Source organism: Bacillus sp. C-3-6 (assembly GCF_054509685.1).
This window is the reverse complement of sequence record NZ_CM137247.1, coordinates 2,214,089-2,228,481: the sequence shown is the minus strand read 5'-3', so window position 1 is coordinate 2,228,481 and position 14,393 is coordinate 2,214,089. Positions and strand designations below refer to the sequence as shown.

Here is a 14,393-nt window from a genome sequence, read left to right as displayed (position 1 = left end):
GTTTCACAAGAATTTAGTAGAATAATCTCTTTTCAAAACAAAGTAAACATTATATTTAACTCTTATAAACTTTAATGTACCTTTTTAGATATTGGAATATATTTAGTAAAATATGCACCAACTAGCAATAATACAATTGAAAATAACCAAGTAAAAGCACCGCCAAAATGAAACCAATATGCAAACATATTTAAGATTGCAAGTGAAAAGAAGCAAATAGAAGTTACCGCACTTTTCAATCCTTTTATCCCAGACTTTTTTCTCTTTTGATAAGCAATATACATCGCAATGACAAGAAAAAAGATAAGAACAAATGGTAACATAACTTTTAGTATTGATAATCCCTCCAGTATAAATGCACTCTTTACATCACCATCTTATCCCATTTATCTTTTAGGTATCAATTCATTCTTATCTTCCTTCCAAAAGTCAGTATAAGTTTTATTTTTAAAGTTCACGTTCACCTCAGAAAACGGCATACTTCCTCCAACTTTCAATGAATACCAGTCGTTTAAAAGTGGTGATCCGAAACAAATCTTCATTGTACGATCATGTAAATCGAATAATACAGAATGTAAAGTTCCAAACCATTCTTCATAGTTATGCACAGTAAGTCCAGCAGGATATTCTTCTTCTACTAACTTTTTTAAAGACTCTATGCTTACTTGTTCACATCTATTTAAATGCTCATGTAAAAGGTGATATCTCTTTGTTGATTGTTCTAATTTCCTATTATTTAATTTCTGAATTGATGAACTAACTGCATGGTTTGTTGATACAATAAAAGCTTGTTTTTCACCATCAATCGTTATTGTGGATTTATGACCGTCAAATATTTCAATATATGCTGCATTTAAAGGATCAGCTATTATTAAATTAATATTACTAGCAATTGGGATTTCTTCTATTAGTAACTTAGCTTCCTGCACATTTTTACATTTCTCCAACAACAATCGAATTACCGCAAAACATTGTAAACCACTCACCATTGGCTTTCTTAAACCTGCAATATTTCCTACTGGTTGACCACATGCTGAAAATGTAACAGCTAATCCATGCTCGTTTATCCCTTCCGTTCGGCCAAAATATTGAGTAGAAAAACCACTATGTGCATACGCACCTTCAACATGAGTTGAACAAAAACGCATATCATCTATTACTGGTGACAAATCATAATTCCTTAATACATATGTGTGCTCTAAATCGGTCTTTTTAGGTAATACTGCACAATGACTACAACCTGCTTTCAATAGTGTTTGATAGTAATACATCATATTTTTTGAAGGAATTTTTAACACTTCACAAAACCCCTCAATTTCTTCATTTATGCCTGGACAATGTTTGTTTAGTATATTTCTCGATTCTGTCCAATGGTTATTAGATATTACATTTTCTTCGTGTATAAATTGCGGGATGAGATACGGATTTTGTTTCACGAATTCCCCTTGTTGCTTTCCAATCTCATAATAACTTCCTTTTAATGATGAAAAATACCCCTTTACTTGATACATCAAAATCCCCCTCACATTGGATATATCCATATCGTACCAAATGGATTTCATTCATCCTTGATGTTTTTTACTATCTTTCTTTAACACCATCCCATTTTAATATCTCCACTAATAATTATTTACTAGACAATTAAAGTTTTGTTAATATTGCTGTAATAGCTTTATTTCAAAATACAGTAGTTTGGATATCAAATGAGCAAAATACTTTGTTAAACCCACTTATAAGCAATCATCTAATTCATGAAATCAAAAAACTTATTTATCAAAATAAAAGGAGAATTTATGTATGAGTAGCTGCAAACCGATTGATAAATTAACTATTGAGGACCTAAAACAAAACCCCATTTGGGAATGGGCAATAGATGAAGAGGAAAACGAAGAACATGACGAAACATGGGTAAAACCAGCGGCAACTACTAATTTTACAGAAGAATTAAACGGTTCAATCGTACTAGGCGAATTATTCTTACATAATGGTGAAAAATTCCCTATGATGTGTGAAATTGATATTGAAGGTGACGAGGCCGTAATTCGTTCTGTTGTTTATTATAAGGAAGCAAAAAATGAGTATATTGCTATAGAAGATATTGTGAAAACGGTCGAAATGCCGTTATCGATTATTATTAATCTTACAATTCATGCAGAATCCAAAACCTTACGCTTCACTGCACATAAAGTAGATATTTATAAAAATTCAATAACAACTAATTTTAATTAAAGTCGGCCGAAATAAAGAAAACAATTATGAAATACAAACTGGGGAATCATTAACGATTCCCCAGTTTTTTAAACTATATTAAAGTATCCCCTTTTCCACTAAAGTCTCTGCGATTTGAACTGAATTCCAAGCCGCACCTTTTAATAGGTTATCGGAAACAATCCAGAGGTGGAATCCGTTTGGCGTATCAGGATCTTTACGTATTCTTCCGACAAATGTATCTATTTTCCCTTCTGCATATAATGGCATTGGATACAACTGTTCACTAGGGTTATCCTGCAAAATAACACCTGGTGCATCCATTAGTATTCCCTTGATTTCCGCAACGCTTGCTTCTTTTTCCAGTTCTATATAAACCGATTCTGAATGCCCCGATACAACTGGAACACGTACACAAGTAGCTGCCATTTTCAAGTTTTCATCTTCTAATATTTTCTTCGTTTCTTGAATCATTTTGACTTCTTCAAAAGTAAAATCATTGTCTGTAAATATATCTACTTGAGGCAGTACATTAAATGCTATTGGATAATGTTTTTTATCTTTTTTCACCGGTAATATATCACTCTTCACTTCTTCACCTGCAAGTATAGACTTAGCCTGCTCTCGTAATTCATGAATCGCATGAATGCCAGAACCCGATACAGCTTGATATGTTGAAACGATAATTCTTTCTAAACCAAATGATTTTCGAATCGGCTGAAGTGCTGTTACCATCTGTAGTGCTGAACAATTTGGAACTGCAATGATACCTTTATGCTGTTTTAAAGTGTGCGCATTCACTTCCGGAACAACGAGCGGTACACCTTGTGCCATTCGGTACTCACTTGTGTTATCAATTACAATCGCACCACTAGAAACTGCATGAGTTACAAATTGTCTAGATACTTCTCCCCCAGCGCTAAAAAAGGCAATATCTACACCTTCAAAGCTAGTTGTTTTTGCCTCTTGTATAATTATCTCTCGTCCTTTGAATCTTACTTTCTTACCAGCGGATCGTTTTGACGAAAGCAATGTAACTTCAACTATATTAAACTTCATTTCATTCTCTAACAGTTCAATAATTTTTTGCCCTACCGCACCTGTAGCCCCAACAACAGCTACATGATAGCCCTTTTTGATCATCTTTTCTCCTCCAATATCACCTGAATGAATATTTCTACAATTTCATTTTATACAGAATTTAATCATTTGGAAAATTAAAATACATGATATAATCATTCACAAATCATGATAATAAAAGAGGGATCGCTTATGGAAATGAGACATGTTAAAACATTTTGCGCCATTGTGAAGTATGGTAATTTTTCTAAAGCTGCGCACGCGCTAGGTTATGCGCAATCTACTGTTACAGCACATATGAAAGCTTTAGAGAACGATTTACATATTCCTCTTTTCGATCGGTTAGGGAAAAAAGTGCTACTTACAAAAGCAGGTCATCAATTTCATCCTTATGCATTAGAATTACTTTCAATATATGAAAAAGCGCAAGAAATCCCCCAAAATACAGATTATTTAGAAGGTACATTAAGTATTACATCTAATGAATCATTAGCGGTATACCGATTACCACAATTATTACGTACTTACAAACAGAAAAATCCGAAAGTAAATATCGTACTTGAAACAAACACAAATGAACAAGCATTACAAAAATTACGTGAAGGAGAAACAGACGTTGTCTTCATAATTGGAGAAAGTATAGAACATAATGATTTTATTACGCGTACTTTTAGTAACGAAACATTTGGATGGATTTTACCAGCTTATTCCGCTGCACATACAAATCCATTCCAGTTATTACAGGAAACCCAGTTCATTTTTACAGAACAAAGCTGCGGCTATAGGACAATGGTAGATCGTTTTTTACGTCAAAGCGGAAATATTCCAGCTAAAACATTTGAAACTTCCAATGTTGAAGTCATTAAACAATCCGTCATGTGTAAGTTAGGCATTTCAATTCTTCCTTATATCGTTGTACAGGAAAGTTGTCAAAAAGAACAACTATGTTTTCAGCCTATCGAAACTCCATCCGTTATTCAAAGTCATGTAATCTATCATAAATCCAGATGGATTTCCCCGGTGTTACAGTCGTTTCTTTCCTTACTTGAACGAGATTAAGATATTAAGAAGTACATATAAAAAGAGTAATTGCCTAATAAGCAATTACTCTCTTACATTAATTAGTATATTATTTATTAGTCTGTCCGCCACCTGCAATTAATTTACTCCCTGAATATGTACCTTTGTTCATAAACACTTGATTAATTAATTCTTTTTGCTCAGCTTCCGACATTACTCCTTTTCCTTCTCCTAAATTCCCACTTTGTAATTTCCAAATCTTATTGTGATCCCCATCAACTTTTTCATATTTTCCTTGTTTCCATCGTTCTAAAATTTCTACATATGTACTTCCCTGTACAAGATCATTACTCTTTACAATATCAATTAAGCTTTCAATCCGCTCTTGTGTAATAAAAATATAGCCCCACTTTTGATCAGCTTTCGCTTTTTGATGTGCCATTTCATGTAATGCTGTCTGTATGTTCTCATCTGTCCATTTAAAATTTTTATTAAAACCACTATTTGGCAATGAATAATTGCCATTCTCTAAAAGCTTTGCATCTTCTGCTTTTACGTTACTATCGGCTAATACTTCTACTGCTGGAGCAGCTGGTGATGCCTTTTTCGCAGCTGGTTTACTATTATTTAAATAATACAGCATACCATACGTTAAACCTACTCCGATTACCGCCATACCAGCTAGAATACCGATTATTTTAAATAGTGTTTTCATCGCGCTTGTTTCCTCCCAAATATCTCTGTTCTGACTACCTAATTATTTCTTATATAAAAACTGTTACTTCATTTAAAATATCGCATCCCATCCCCTATCATATTATTTATATATACTTCCTCATATTGTATTTCTTTCCCTTTAAAATTGAAAGATTATTCTGTTAAATAATGAAAATATTCTACAAATTTTCCCTTTATATTTATAAAGAAACAAAAAACAACGAGCGCGTTCTACAACACTCGTTGTTTTTACTTTATGCACGATTTTCTTTTAACCACTTCGTAATAGCATCTAACCTCGAAACATCAAAACGTCTTTCTTCACACACGTTCAAATTTTTTGAGTTTCTCACTATTTCTAATTCATTATTTCTTACACTTTTCGCCTCAATTAATTTACAATACCCATCTGTAACAGTATTTAAATTTTCATAATAACGCTGAAACGATTTTGATATATGTAAATGTTTTTCAAAGTTTCTCCTTCTTTTCGTTTCATCATATACTTTCCGCTTTCTAAGTTCTTCATCGTTCGTATATAAATAAAAATATTGATCCGGAAAACCAATTTCCCTATTTAACATCTTTTCTTTATAAAAATTTTCTATTAAAGATAATGGCTGATTAAATATATCAAAATGAAAACACCAATTATAACTAAGTGGCTGAAATATATCACCATCGAGTATTACTAATTCATATTGCTCTGACTTCTGAACAGCTATATTCCAGCGCTCAACTTGTTTTTCAAAATACCATGTTCTATGTTCATTTTTTGGCCTTTCAAATAAAGAATTCACTTCAGGTATTATATAAGCACCATAATTCTTTTCTAATTCACGGCACGTGGTACTTTTACCAACAGCGCTTGCTCCCTCAAATGCTATTATCCCCATAGTTTCTCCCTCTTTCATTAACTAAAATTTCGTTGTTTCACTTTTCTTCCCCATAACTTTCTCCATAAAACAATTGAAGCGATAGTGAGCATGATTGTTGTAATGATACTACCTTCAATTCCAAACGTGCCTCCATGAAGGAATACGGGGCCATTTGTTGCAGGTTTAAATAACGGCGTTGAATATATGGTCATCCCGCTAACTGCAAAACCGTAGACGTTATATTGTGCCCAATTCCAAATGGAATGCCATGCGCAAATCCCCCACAGACTACTGTCTTTTAAAACGTAAAAAGCTGCAAATACACCAACTAATATTATATTCGATATTGAAAGAATTGTAATACCTGGATTAAGTAAATGAAGAAAACCAAATAAGAAAGACGTCACAACAATCCCAACCCATATACGACTTCTAACAGAAAGAACCGGGAATAACCAACCTCGTACAATAATTTCTTCTGTTGCCCCTTGTATTAAAAATGCGACTAAAGAACCTACAATACCCAATATAGCGGTTACTGTAATTTTTTGTATTTGTAATGTTACAACTCCTGCTAACAGGAGTAAAATTACTGGTATTGAAATGAAAACAAATCCTATTAATGCACCTCTCAAATATTTTCTTATCCATTGATTCCCCCAAAAACCAATGGATGAAAATGATCTTTTCTCTACAAATCTAATCCATAAAAACACAAAAAATATTGCGCCGCCAAACGTTAATATCATCTCAATGTCGCTATAAATCGCCTTCATAAAAGTTGTTTCTGCTTTCGGTAAAATCAGCATAAACAACATAAATAATTCACCTAAAGTTAAAAATATAATCGCGAGTATGACAGCAAAAACAGGATGAACTTTTCTTCTTCCTTCTTTTGCTGCTTCAATTATTTTAAATTGTTTATTTTGCAATATTCTATCCTCCTAATTATGGTACTCATCAGCAATATTAAAATAATATTTAGCCTTTTATTTAAACTTATTTTTTCATATAAATGATTTTTGTTTGGAATAAATTCAAATTAGGAATAATATATAAATAAAAGAGGTGCCTTTGTGCCTTTACTATTATCACCCAGATTAGTCAGTGGTATTACCAGCACTTGCTATTTCCCACCATTTGTTGTAAGATAGTAATTAAGGTCAATTTAACACTATATTTTCTTTGCATATTATCAAGTATCAATCAGGGACATTTTGTACTCCTTATGGGTTTTTGATAATATGTGAACTTTTATTTTCATTCAAATAAGGCCGATCATATTGTAATTTTTCTACTTTTAGGAGGCATTACCATGACATTAACAGGTAAAGTAAAATGGTTTAACAGCGAAAAAGGTTTCGGTTTCATCGAAGTTGCAGACGGTAACGACGTATTCGTTCACTTCTCAGCTATCACTGGCGACGGCTTCAAGTCTCTAGACGAAGGTCAAGAAGTTAGCTTCGAAGTTGAAGAAGGTAACCGCGGACCTCAAGCTAAAAACGTTGTAAAGCTATAATTCAAACAATAAAAAGGTTGTTACCAGCAAGGTTAACAACCTTTTTAATATATAACTAAAATTTTTTACATAAAAGGAGTGGTTACATGTATCGCAATCGAAAGAACGATGTAGCAGAAGTACCACCAGAACAAACCCCTGTTTGGGAATGTGAATCAGAGGATTGTTTAGGATGGATGAGAAAGAACTTTTCATTTGAAGAAGAGCCTAAATGCCCTTTATGTAAAAGTAGCATGAAAAGCGGAGAACGTTTATTACCTAAATTAGGTTAATTTATAATAAAAAAAACCTCTTTTAATTAAGAGGTTTTTTTTATTATAAATTTATGTCCTCAATATCAGTTCGCACTATAGAATACAATAATGCATCGTGTTGCTTATTTCCTTGATGAATATATCCGCGCAATAGACCTTCCTTTTGAAAGCCGATTTTAGATAACATTCTACAAGAAGTAACATTTTCAGGATATGTAATAGCTCCAATTCTAAACAAACCCAAATCTTTAAACCCATAATCAATAATTTCTCGAGCCGCTTCTGACGCATAACCATTTCCCCAATAACGAGGATGCAGGTCATATCCAATCTCAGATCGTTTACTCCATAATTGTAAATTGTTTAGTCCAATTGTTCCTATTAAAACGTTCGTTTCTTTTAACACAATTCCCCATCGTATTGCCTTTTTCTCAAAGTAATTTTTCGAAAAAGATTCGATCATACGTGAAGCTTGTCCAAACTCCGTAAAAGAATTCATACCGTAATAACACGTTACTTCATCCAATGAAAAGATTTCATATATTTTTTGACAATAAGATTGTTCTATTTCAACTAAAAGTAAGCGTTCTGTTTCTAATATAGGAAATGCCATAGGATCACTCCTTTCTCTCTACTCATTCATTATATCAGAAAAAATATTTATAATTACTAAAGTCCTTATTGTTCCATAAATCAAACATTTCTAATGTCGCATTCCCTCTTTATTCTATATACACGAATTGGATACCTTCTGATTACTACTCAAACATTACGCTATAATTTCCATAAATCGAATTTCAAATTATCAAGAACTGTAAAAAAATTGTTTCTTCATTTTCTCCTTCCAAACAACCACCCTACCCCATACATTTATGGTAAAATATAGTTAATGCATTATTTTATTGTGGAGGTGTAAATTTCCTATGTATATATTCATCGGCTTATCCCTCTTACTCATATTACTTATTTTTTTATTCGCAAAAAAATTCACACCAAACTCTTTCATGATGACTAACTTTAAAGGCAATAGCTTTAAGACATTTTCAATCGGTATTTTAATCGCTGCCATACTCTCACTTTCATATGGAACTTATCATGCAGTAACATATCAACCTAGTTATTTAGATATTAAATTAAAAAATCAAAACTACACTGTTTTCGGTAATGTAGGCGAATTCGGTTATTTCTCCGAAGAATTATTAAAAAAAGATACAGAAGTTCAACTATATTTCGTCTCTTGGAAAAAAATGCAGTTAAAAAATCCGGTAATACTTATAGAATATCCTTCAGGAAAACAAGAAACATGGAAGCCAAATATCGTATTAATACCGATAAGTAAATTACAAGAAAAACATGATATAAAAGATATTTATCAACTATCACCGTATTCATTTAAAGAATCTGGAGAAATAACATTAACAATAAAAGAATACAATATAAAAAACAATAAAATTTCCATTCAAATAAAATAAAATAAATAAAAACTGTTCCTTCATTTTGCTGAAGGAACAGTTTTTATTTATTCTACAGTATTATTTATTTAATGTAGCCATTATTTCATTGGCAATATTCTTTCCATTTCCAATACACGCACCAATTCCAACACCGTAATATGAGGCACCAGCTAAATATACATTTGGATAAAGATTTGTCATTTTTTCTTGCAATGCTTGAACCGCTTGATTATGTTCTAAATGATATTTCGGCATTAAATCTTTCCAATTTGTAACTTCAACTACTTCTGGTTCACCTTTAATTCCGAGACTCTTTTCAATATCATATAAAGCTACTCGTACTAACTCTTCTTCATTGTAATCCTTGATTGTTTCATATACCGGATTGGTACTCTTATAAAACATTCTAACTAATAATTTTTGTTTACCCGATGTATGTTTCCACTTTCGACTTGTCCATGTACAAGCATCACAATGTAAATCACTGTTTTCCGTTACAATAAACCCCGTACCGTCAGCTGGTAGTTGTTCATCTAGTATGTCAAATCCTAAATAAATACTAATAAGGGATGAGTTTTTAAATGTATTAAACTGCTCATTTAACTCATTAGACTGTAATAAAGTTTGCGCTATATCATGTGGAGCTGCTAAAACAACATAATCTGCTTGTACTGTTTCATGATTTGCAAAAGAAATCTCATATCGATCTTCTTGTTTACTTACAGCCGTCGTTATAGCACCTTTTTTTACGACAGTTTCAGTCAGCACTTCTTCTAAGCGATTAATTATCGTAGATAGTCCACCCTTAAATGATACGAATTTTTTATTTCCTGCTGATTGAAATTGTTTTTTATTCTCTTCAAAACCTTTAATAATACTTCCATACTTATTTTTATAATCCAGTAAATACGGTAATGTAGATGCCATTGTAAGCTCATTCAATTTACCAGAATATACGCCTGAAAGCACAGGAGCAATTTGTCTTTCCACTAACTCTTTCCCTAAAAAGCTTTCTAAAAATAGAGCAAGTGATGTATCTTTCGTAAACTCTTTATTTTTCGTTATGAAATCTTTTAAAGCTACGATTTTCCCCTTCGTTGAGACTAGCGTACTGCTAAACAACGACCGGGCACTCATCGGTATCCCAAATATAGTATCAGAAGGAATTGGATGTAACATGTTTTCAGAATATATGTAAGAAATACCCGTTTCATTATATACCATTTCATTTTCTAAATTTAAATCTTTTACAAGTGGCATAACATGTTCATTACGAGCAACGATTGAATCCGCCCCTGACTCCATAATGAAATCCTTTTCTTCCACACTATGGATTTTACCACCTAAATACTCTTCTTTCTCAATAAGAATTAAATTTAAATCGATATTATAATCCTTTTTTAATTTTTCTAAATAAAACATAGTAGAAAGTCCCGTTATACCTCCACCGATAACAACAACTGTTTTCATATGTGCTGCGCTCCTAACCGATACAATTAATAATTCCTTTTTATTATAACCAAAAGTCCTTATATTCGACTAGCAAGTTGCGCATTCTGTAAGAAATTAGACAATATATTTTAATATATTTTCAAATTACCTAATAAAAAAGAACTATAACATTTACAAACCCCGTCATAGTTCTCTTTATTTTAAAAACATAAAGTAATTGATTAATTTGTCTAGTTCTTGACTCAATGCCAATACTTTTTCATGTTGAATTCCATAATCCGATACTAAATATAAAAGTTCTTCTTTTTTTATTTCAATTACTTTTTCCAATTTCGCTAGTTCCATGTCGTTTTACATCTCTCCAAAAATAAAATGTATGTATTTCAGTATAGCCTACTTACATAATTAGTAAAAGTAAAATACGCATGTAAAATCTTACATATTTGAAAAAATAATATACTACTAACAAAAAAAGAAACTAGATTAAACTTCCTTTTACAGATTATTGACGTTCATTAAGAATGAATAACATAACGGAATTTTTCTAATGTTATATCTTTATAATTTGGAGCTCTCTGTATATGATTAAAATAACTATATGAGAATTTAAATACATGACCAAAATCCCAATCGAATTCACTATAGTCTTTTATCCAAAATATATTTTCAGTTGGTAAAATATTTGCACGTTTAGATTGAATTAAAGGTAATCGATCTATAGGTGAGTGTAAAGTTATTTCCGTATTCAGCTTGAGCTTTTGGCTAGCTCTTAGTACGTATACTAGTTTTAAAAGCGGACGTATCCCTCGTTGAAATAGATCTATATGTCCTAAATCGTACATTATATTAATTGCGTGGGAGTATGTAAGCAAATGCCCAATTAAATCATGATGTGATTCTGCTCGATAAATACTATTAAATTTCGATAACTCATTTAAAACGAATCGAGATACTTGTGTTGGATTACTCAATTCACTTTGTATCTCATCTTCAAAACTTAATTGTTTTACTTCTTTCGTCGTATAACCAATCCACGATCTACCTGGAATTGTTTTTCGAAATGATAAAATAAGAGTAGTAATCCCTTCAATTGCTTGATTATCACCCCATTTTTGTAGCTCTTTCATAGCTAATAAGCTTAATGACGCATAAATGACGTTATGCCCGACCCAATGAAGTTCATCAATCGTTTGTTCTAAAGATTTTATAATCATATTCTCCGCAATTTGAAAATCTATTTCTTTTTTATCATCAATCATCTCACCAATTTTTTTCTTGCTTAGCATCATCCTTGTTTGCGAATGTATATTACGAGCTGTTTCTTCATCAATATGATTATCTTTCATAAAAAAATAACTAGCAATTGCAGCTGCTCCAAAATGCGCATGCCAAATATCATTTGTTTCTTTTTTACATTGAGAAATAATTGAAAGGCCGCCTTTTAAAATACTTTTGTTTTCCATTTTCTATCTCCCCTAATAAAGTGAAACTTTAATCAGTGGGGGTTTTGTTCATCCCCCCACTGATTATTAGTTGAACCAATCAGGCATTTACGGGCAGTTAATCCCCCACCTAACTTCTTTGCTTTCACTGAATTTCGAGGGAGGTCTTACTGCCCGTTAATGCGGGATAAAAATCACTATATTTTCATCCTAAAGATGGTGTCAGGACAAATAAAATGTGATTCGATTCATCACTTTTATTCAAAAATCGATGCTTCACATTCGGTGGAATACGTACAACATCGCCTTCTTCTAAAAAATATTCTTTTCCCTCCAATTCCACATACACTTCCCCTTTCATAATAACAGCAATCTCTTCCTTATCTTCATGGGAATAATGGCTTTCTGTTGTGTTTGCTTGTTTATTTAAATCCATCATTAGCATTTCAATACGTGCTTTCATAAAATCAGGTGTTAATACATCATATACAATGTGATCATTGTTTTCCCGATATACTTTTTTTCGATCTTTTTTCTTAGAAATGAGCGAATCTGTATCAATATCGTTAATAAAAAGTGTAAACAGCGGTACATTTAATGCTTTTGCAATTAATTCCAAAACATTTAAAGAAGGATTAGCATGTCCTCTTTCAATTTGGCTAATTAACGACGTACTAATCCCTGCATAATCAGCGAATTCACGAATTGTCATATTATTTTTCTTACGATAACTTAATACTGTTTGTCCAAGCCTATCATGTACCATAGTAAAACTTCCTTTCGTCCATCATAATGCATGTTTCGTTGTCTTTGTGCTGACATACTAAACAAAGGCAAATAACCCTTCCCTATTATCTCCGGGACTTATATACTTACTTTTGTACATTATATCGTATTAAGTTTATTATAATAAACATTCTATCGGAGGGACAAACTTTGAAATCACCTATTCTTTCATATTGCATCTTATTTTTTGGTGTATTCGCCTTATCAACTTCAGCAATTTTTGTAAAATTGGCAGATGCTCCTGCGACAATCATTGCTTTTTACCGATTATTCTTTGCCACACTAATTCTGTTACCGTTATTACTATTTAATAAAAATAGTCGAAATGAGCTAAAAACTTTAACGAAAAAACAATGGGCACTTGGATTCGTATCTGGGCTATTTTTAGCTGCACATTATGTACTATGGTTTGAATCATTACAATATACTTCTGTAGCAAGCTCTACAGTTATCGTAACGTTACAACCTTTGTTTTCAATGATTGGTGGTTATTTTTTATTTAAGGAGAGGTTTACGAAAGGAGCAGTTATTGGTTGCCTCATCGCTATTTCAGGTAGTATCATCATTGGCTGGCAAGATTTCCAAATTAGTGGAGAAGCTTTATATGGAGATATTTTAGCACTTATCGCTGCCGGTATCATTACTGCTTATTTTTTCATTAGCCAACACGTTCGTAAAGATTTGTCACTTATACCATATTCGGTAATTAGTTATGGAAGTAGTGCTGGCTTTCTTGGCATATTTGCTTTCACGCAACAAGAATCTTTCATCCATTACTCTACACAAACTTGGTTGTGCTTTATTGGATTAGCTTTCATTGCTACAATTTTAGGACAAACCATTTTTAATTGGTTATTAAAATGGATAAGTGCTACTGTAATTTCAATGAGTATTTTAGGTGAAACAATTGGCACTTGTATACTAGCGTACTTTATATTACATGAGACCATTTCTTTACAACAAGGACTAGGAATTACCGTTATTTTTATTGGTTTAGTATTATTTTTAATACAGCCAAATTCTAATAAAAAAGCATGACAGTATACTGTCATGCTTTTAACTATTCATTATGTACAATTAAACCATCCGGTCTAAAACGACTCATCATAATTTCATTAATAAACTTTCCGTGAGCTTTCAAATTCCCTATCTTTACTCCCTCTTCTACAAATCCAAATTTTTCATATAACGCTTTTGCTTTTGGATTCGTTTCTAACACACCTAGTTCTACTCTCTCTAACATTAACCAATTATCAGCCAGATCAAGCATCTTCATAAGAAGTGCTTTCCCAATTCCTTTATTATGATATTCACTATCTACCCCAATGAATAAATCGCCTGAATGAGATCTTCGGCCCGGACTTTGTGTTAAACCTACAAACCCAACAACTTCTCCATCATATTCTGCAACAAATTCAAATTGATTTGGTGCTAAATTTCGAATTCTATTTTCCATAGCTTCTACACGCATGCTAGGTAAGAAAACCATATACGGTAAAACGTCATCTTGTATACATATACGATGAATTGCTCTAGCATCTTGTATTTCTACTGCTCTAACGTTGATCCCCATCTTTCTCTCC

General features: G+C 32.3%; 18 protein-coding genes. 6 read left to right on the top strand and 12 right to left on the bottom strand.

Annotation, left to right across the window (positions count from 1 at the left end; genetic code table 11):
* Positions 1–71: 71 nt before the first annotated feature.
* Together ACW0JX_RS11500 and ACW0JX_RS11495 are read right to left on the bottom strand one after the other, a co-directional pair.
* Positions 72–323, bottom strand: coding sequence for a hypothetical protein (locus ACW0JX_RS11500; RefSeq protein ID WP_000936604.1), 252 nt, complete (start codon positions 321–323; stop codon positions 72–74).
* A 63-nt stretch (positions 324–386) separates the two neighbouring features.
* On the bottom strand, positions 387–1,511 hold the full coding sequence (locus ACW0JX_RS11495) for a C45 family autoproteolytic acyltransferase/hydolase (RefSeq protein WP_000285230.1): 1,125 nt from the start codon (positions 1,509–1,511) through the stop codon (positions 387–389).
* Between the two features lie 286 nt (positions 1,512–1,797).
* On the opposite strand from ACW0JX_RS11495, the gene ACW0JX_RS11490 reads away from it, so the two are divergent.
* Positions 1,798–2,229 carry a hypothetical protein gene (locus ACW0JX_RS11490; protein WP_000093107.1) on the top strand — a complete coding sequence of 144 codons (432 nt, stop codon included), beginning with the start codon at positions 1,798–1,800 and terminating at the stop codon, positions 2,227–2,229.
* A gap of 78 nt (positions 2,230–2,307) precedes the next feature.
* On the opposite strand, the gene ACW0JX_RS11485 is transcribed toward ACW0JX_RS11490, so the two are convergent.
* Positions 2,308–3,351, bottom strand: a complete 1,044-nt coding sequence (locus tag ACW0JX_RS11485; RefSeq protein WP_000591709.1) for an aspartate-semialdehyde dehydrogenase — start codon at positions 3,349–3,351, stop codon at positions 2,308–2,310.
* A gap of 129 nt (positions 3,352–3,480) precedes the next feature.
* Here ACW0JX_RS11485 and ACW0JX_RS11480 point away from each other — a divergent pair, with 129 nt between their 5' ends.
* On the top strand, positions 3,481–4,347 hold the full coding sequence (locus ACW0JX_RS11480; protein WP_089170967.1) for a LysR family transcriptional regulator: 867 nt from the start codon (positions 3,481–3,483) through the stop codon (positions 4,345–4,347).
* Positions 4,348–4,417: 70 nt separating this feature from the next.
* On the opposite strand, the gene ACW0JX_RS11475 is transcribed toward ACW0JX_RS11480, so the two are convergent.
* The 3 genes from ACW0JX_RS11475 to ACW0JX_RS11465 all read right to left on the bottom strand — a co-directional run bounded on the left by ACW0JX_RS11475 (position 4,418) and on the right by ACW0JX_RS11465 (position 6,835).
* Entirely contained in the window at positions 4,418–5,023 is a 606-nt protein-coding gene (locus tag ACW0JX_RS11475) for a PRK06770 family protein (protein ID WP_098976124.1), read from the bottom strand.
* Between the two features lie 256 nt (positions 5,024–5,279).
* Complete coding sequence (locus tag ACW0JX_RS11470) at positions 5,280–5,939, bottom strand: DEAD/DEAH box helicase family protein (protein WP_139213228.1); 660 nt, start codon at positions 5,937–5,939, stop codon at positions 5,280–5,282.
* On the bottom strand, positions 5,939–6,835 hold the full coding sequence (locus ACW0JX_RS11465; protein ID WP_095690941.1) for a CPBP family intramembrane glutamic endopeptidase: 897 nt from the start codon (positions 6,833–6,835) through the stop codon (positions 5,939–5,941). Before ACW0JX_RS11465 ends, ACW0JX_RS11470 begins: the two co-directional genes overlap by 1 nt.
* Before the next feature lie 383 nt (positions 6,836–7,218).
* Between ACW0JX_RS11465 and cspD the strand changes: the two genes are divergently transcribed.
* Positions 7,219–7,422, top strand: coding sequence for a cold-shock protein CspD (cspD, locus tag ACW0JX_RS11460; protein WP_000176366.1), 204 nt, complete (start codon positions 7,219–7,221; stop codon positions 7,420–7,422).
* Between the two features lie 86 nt (positions 7,423–7,508).
* Positions 7,509–7,694: a cold-shock protein gene (locus tag ACW0JX_RS11455; RefSeq protein ID WP_000286203.1), complete on the top strand. Its 186-nt coding sequence runs from the start codon at positions 7,509–7,511 to the stop codon at positions 7,692–7,694.
* 43 nt (positions 7,695–7,737) lie between these two features.
* On the opposite strand, the gene ACW0JX_RS11450 is transcribed toward ACW0JX_RS11455, so the two are convergent.
* Positions 7,738–8,289 (bottom strand): GNAT family N-acetyltransferase, encoded by a 552-nt coding sequence (locus ACW0JX_RS11450; RefSeq protein ID WP_459245677.1) that lies wholly within the window; start codon positions 8,287–8,289, stop codon positions 7,738–7,740.
* Between the two features lie 310 nt (positions 8,290–8,599).
* Between ACW0JX_RS11450 and ACW0JX_RS11445 the strand changes: the two genes are divergently transcribed.
* Positions 8,600–9,148 carry a hypothetical protein gene (locus tag ACW0JX_RS11445; protein ID WP_095690942.1) on the top strand — a complete coding sequence of 183 codons (549 nt, stop codon included), beginning with the start codon at positions 8,600–8,602 and terminating at the stop codon, positions 9,146–9,148.
* A 60-nt stretch (positions 9,149–9,208) separates the two neighbouring features.
* On the opposite strand, the gene ACW0JX_RS11440 is transcribed toward ACW0JX_RS11445, so the two are convergent.
* From ACW0JX_RS11440 to ACW0JX_RS11425, 4 genes are all read right to left on the bottom strand, one after another.
* Positions 9,209–10,600, bottom strand: a complete 1,392-nt coding sequence (locus tag ACW0JX_RS11440; protein WP_098976123.1) for a protoporphyrinogen oxidase — start codon at positions 10,598–10,600, stop codon at positions 9,209–9,211.
* A gap of 177 nt (positions 10,601–10,777) precedes the next feature.
* Positions 10,778–10,927, bottom strand: coding sequence for an aspartyl-phosphate phosphatase Spo0E family protein (locus ACW0JX_RS11435; protein WP_000417698.1), 150 nt, complete (start codon positions 10,925–10,927; stop codon positions 10,778–10,780).
* Positions 10,928–11,097: 170 nt separating this feature from the next.
* On the bottom strand, positions 11,098–12,045 hold the full coding sequence (locus tag ACW0JX_RS11430) for a hypothetical protein (RefSeq protein WP_459245676.1): 948 nt from the start codon (positions 12,043–12,045) through the stop codon (positions 11,098–11,100).
* Positions 12,046–12,229: 184 nt separating this feature from the next.
* Positions 12,230–12,790, bottom strand: a complete 561-nt coding sequence (locus ACW0JX_RS11425; protein WP_053564531.1) for a helix-turn-helix domain-containing protein — start codon at positions 12,788–12,790, stop codon at positions 12,230–12,232.
* 170 nt (positions 12,791–12,960) lie between these two features.
* Here ACW0JX_RS11425 and ACW0JX_RS11420 point away from each other — a divergent pair, with 170 nt between their 5' ends.
* On the top strand, positions 12,961–13,848 hold the full coding sequence (locus ACW0JX_RS11420; protein WP_000841797.1) for a DMT family transporter: 888 nt from the start codon (positions 12,961–12,963) through the stop codon (positions 13,846–13,848).
* A gap of 22 nt (positions 13,849–13,870) precedes the next feature.
* Here the strand turns inward: ACW0JX_RS11420 and ACW0JX_RS11415 are convergent, their stop codons facing one another.
* Positions 13,871–14,383: a GNAT family N-acetyltransferase gene (locus ACW0JX_RS11415; RefSeq protein WP_377897422.1), complete on the bottom strand. Its 513-nt coding sequence runs from the start codon at positions 14,381–14,383 to the stop codon at positions 13,871–13,873.
* Positions 14,384–14,393 lie beyond the last annotated feature (10 nt).

Excerpts from the sequence above, each read along its gene's own strand:
- ACW0JX_RS11455 (WP_000286203.1), top strand. The coding sequence starts at position 7,509 with ATGTATCGCAATCGAAAGAACGATGTAGCAGAAGTACCACCAGAACAA.
- ACW0JX_RS11445 (WP_095690942.1), top strand. The coding sequence starts at position 8,600 with ATGTATATATTCATCGGCTTATCCCTCTTACTCATATTACTTATTTTT.
- ACW0JX_RS11475 (WP_098976124.1), bottom strand. The coding sequence starts at position 5,023 with ATGAAAACACTATTTAAAATAATCGGTATTCTAGCTGGTATGGCGGTA.
- ACW0JX_RS11490 (WP_000093107.1), top strand. The coding sequence starts at position 1,798 with ATGAGTAGCTGCAAACCGATTGATAAATTAACTATTGAGGACCTAAAA.
- ACW0JX_RS11450 (WP_459245677.1), bottom strand. The coding sequence starts at position 8,289 with ATGGCATTTCCTATATTAGAAACAGAACGCTTACTTTTAGTTGAAATA.
- cspD (WP_000176366.1), top strand. The coding sequence starts at position 7,219 with ATGACATTAACAGGTAAAGTAAAATGGTTTAACAGCGAAAAAGGTTTC.
- ACW0JX_RS11415 (WP_377897422.1), bottom strand. The coding sequence starts at position 14,383 with ATGGGGATCAACGTTAGAGCAGTAGAAATACAAGATGCTAGAGCAATT.
- ACW0JX_RS11440 (WP_098976123.1), bottom strand. The coding sequence starts at position 10,600 with ATGAAAACAGTTGTTGTTATCGGTGGAGGTATAACGGGACTTTCTACT.
- ACW0JX_RS11495 (WP_000285230.1), bottom strand. The coding sequence starts at position 1,511 with ATGTATCAAGTAAAGGGGTATTTTTCATCATTAAAAGGAAGTTATTAT.
- ACW0JX_RS11500 (WP_000936604.1), bottom strand. The coding sequence starts at position 323 with ATGTTACCATTTGTTCTTATCTTTTTTCTTGTCATTGCGATGTATATT.
- ACW0JX_RS11485 (WP_000591709.1), bottom strand. The coding sequence starts at position 3,351 with ATGATCAAAAAGGGCTATCATGTAGCTGTTGTTGGGGCTACAGGTGCG.
- ACW0JX_RS11480 (WP_089170967.1), top strand. The coding sequence starts at position 3,481 with ATGGAAATGAGACATGTTAAAACATTTTGCGCCATTGTGAAGTATGGT.
- ACW0JX_RS11425 (WP_053564531.1), bottom strand. The coding sequence starts at position 12,790 with ATGGTACATGATAGGCTTGGACAAACAGTATTAAGTTATCGTAAGAAA.
- ACW0JX_RS11470 (WP_139213228.1), bottom strand. The coding sequence starts at position 5,939 with ATGAAAGAGGGAGAAACTATGGGGATAATAGCATTTGAGGGAGCAAGC.
- ACW0JX_RS11430 (WP_459245676.1), bottom strand. The coding sequence starts at position 12,045 with ATGGAAAACAAAAGTATTTTAAAAGGCGGCCTTTCAATTATTTCTCAA.
- ACW0JX_RS11435 (WP_000417698.1), bottom strand. The coding sequence starts at position 10,927 with ATGGAACTAGCGAAATTGGAAAAAGTAATTGAAATAAAAAAAGAAGAA.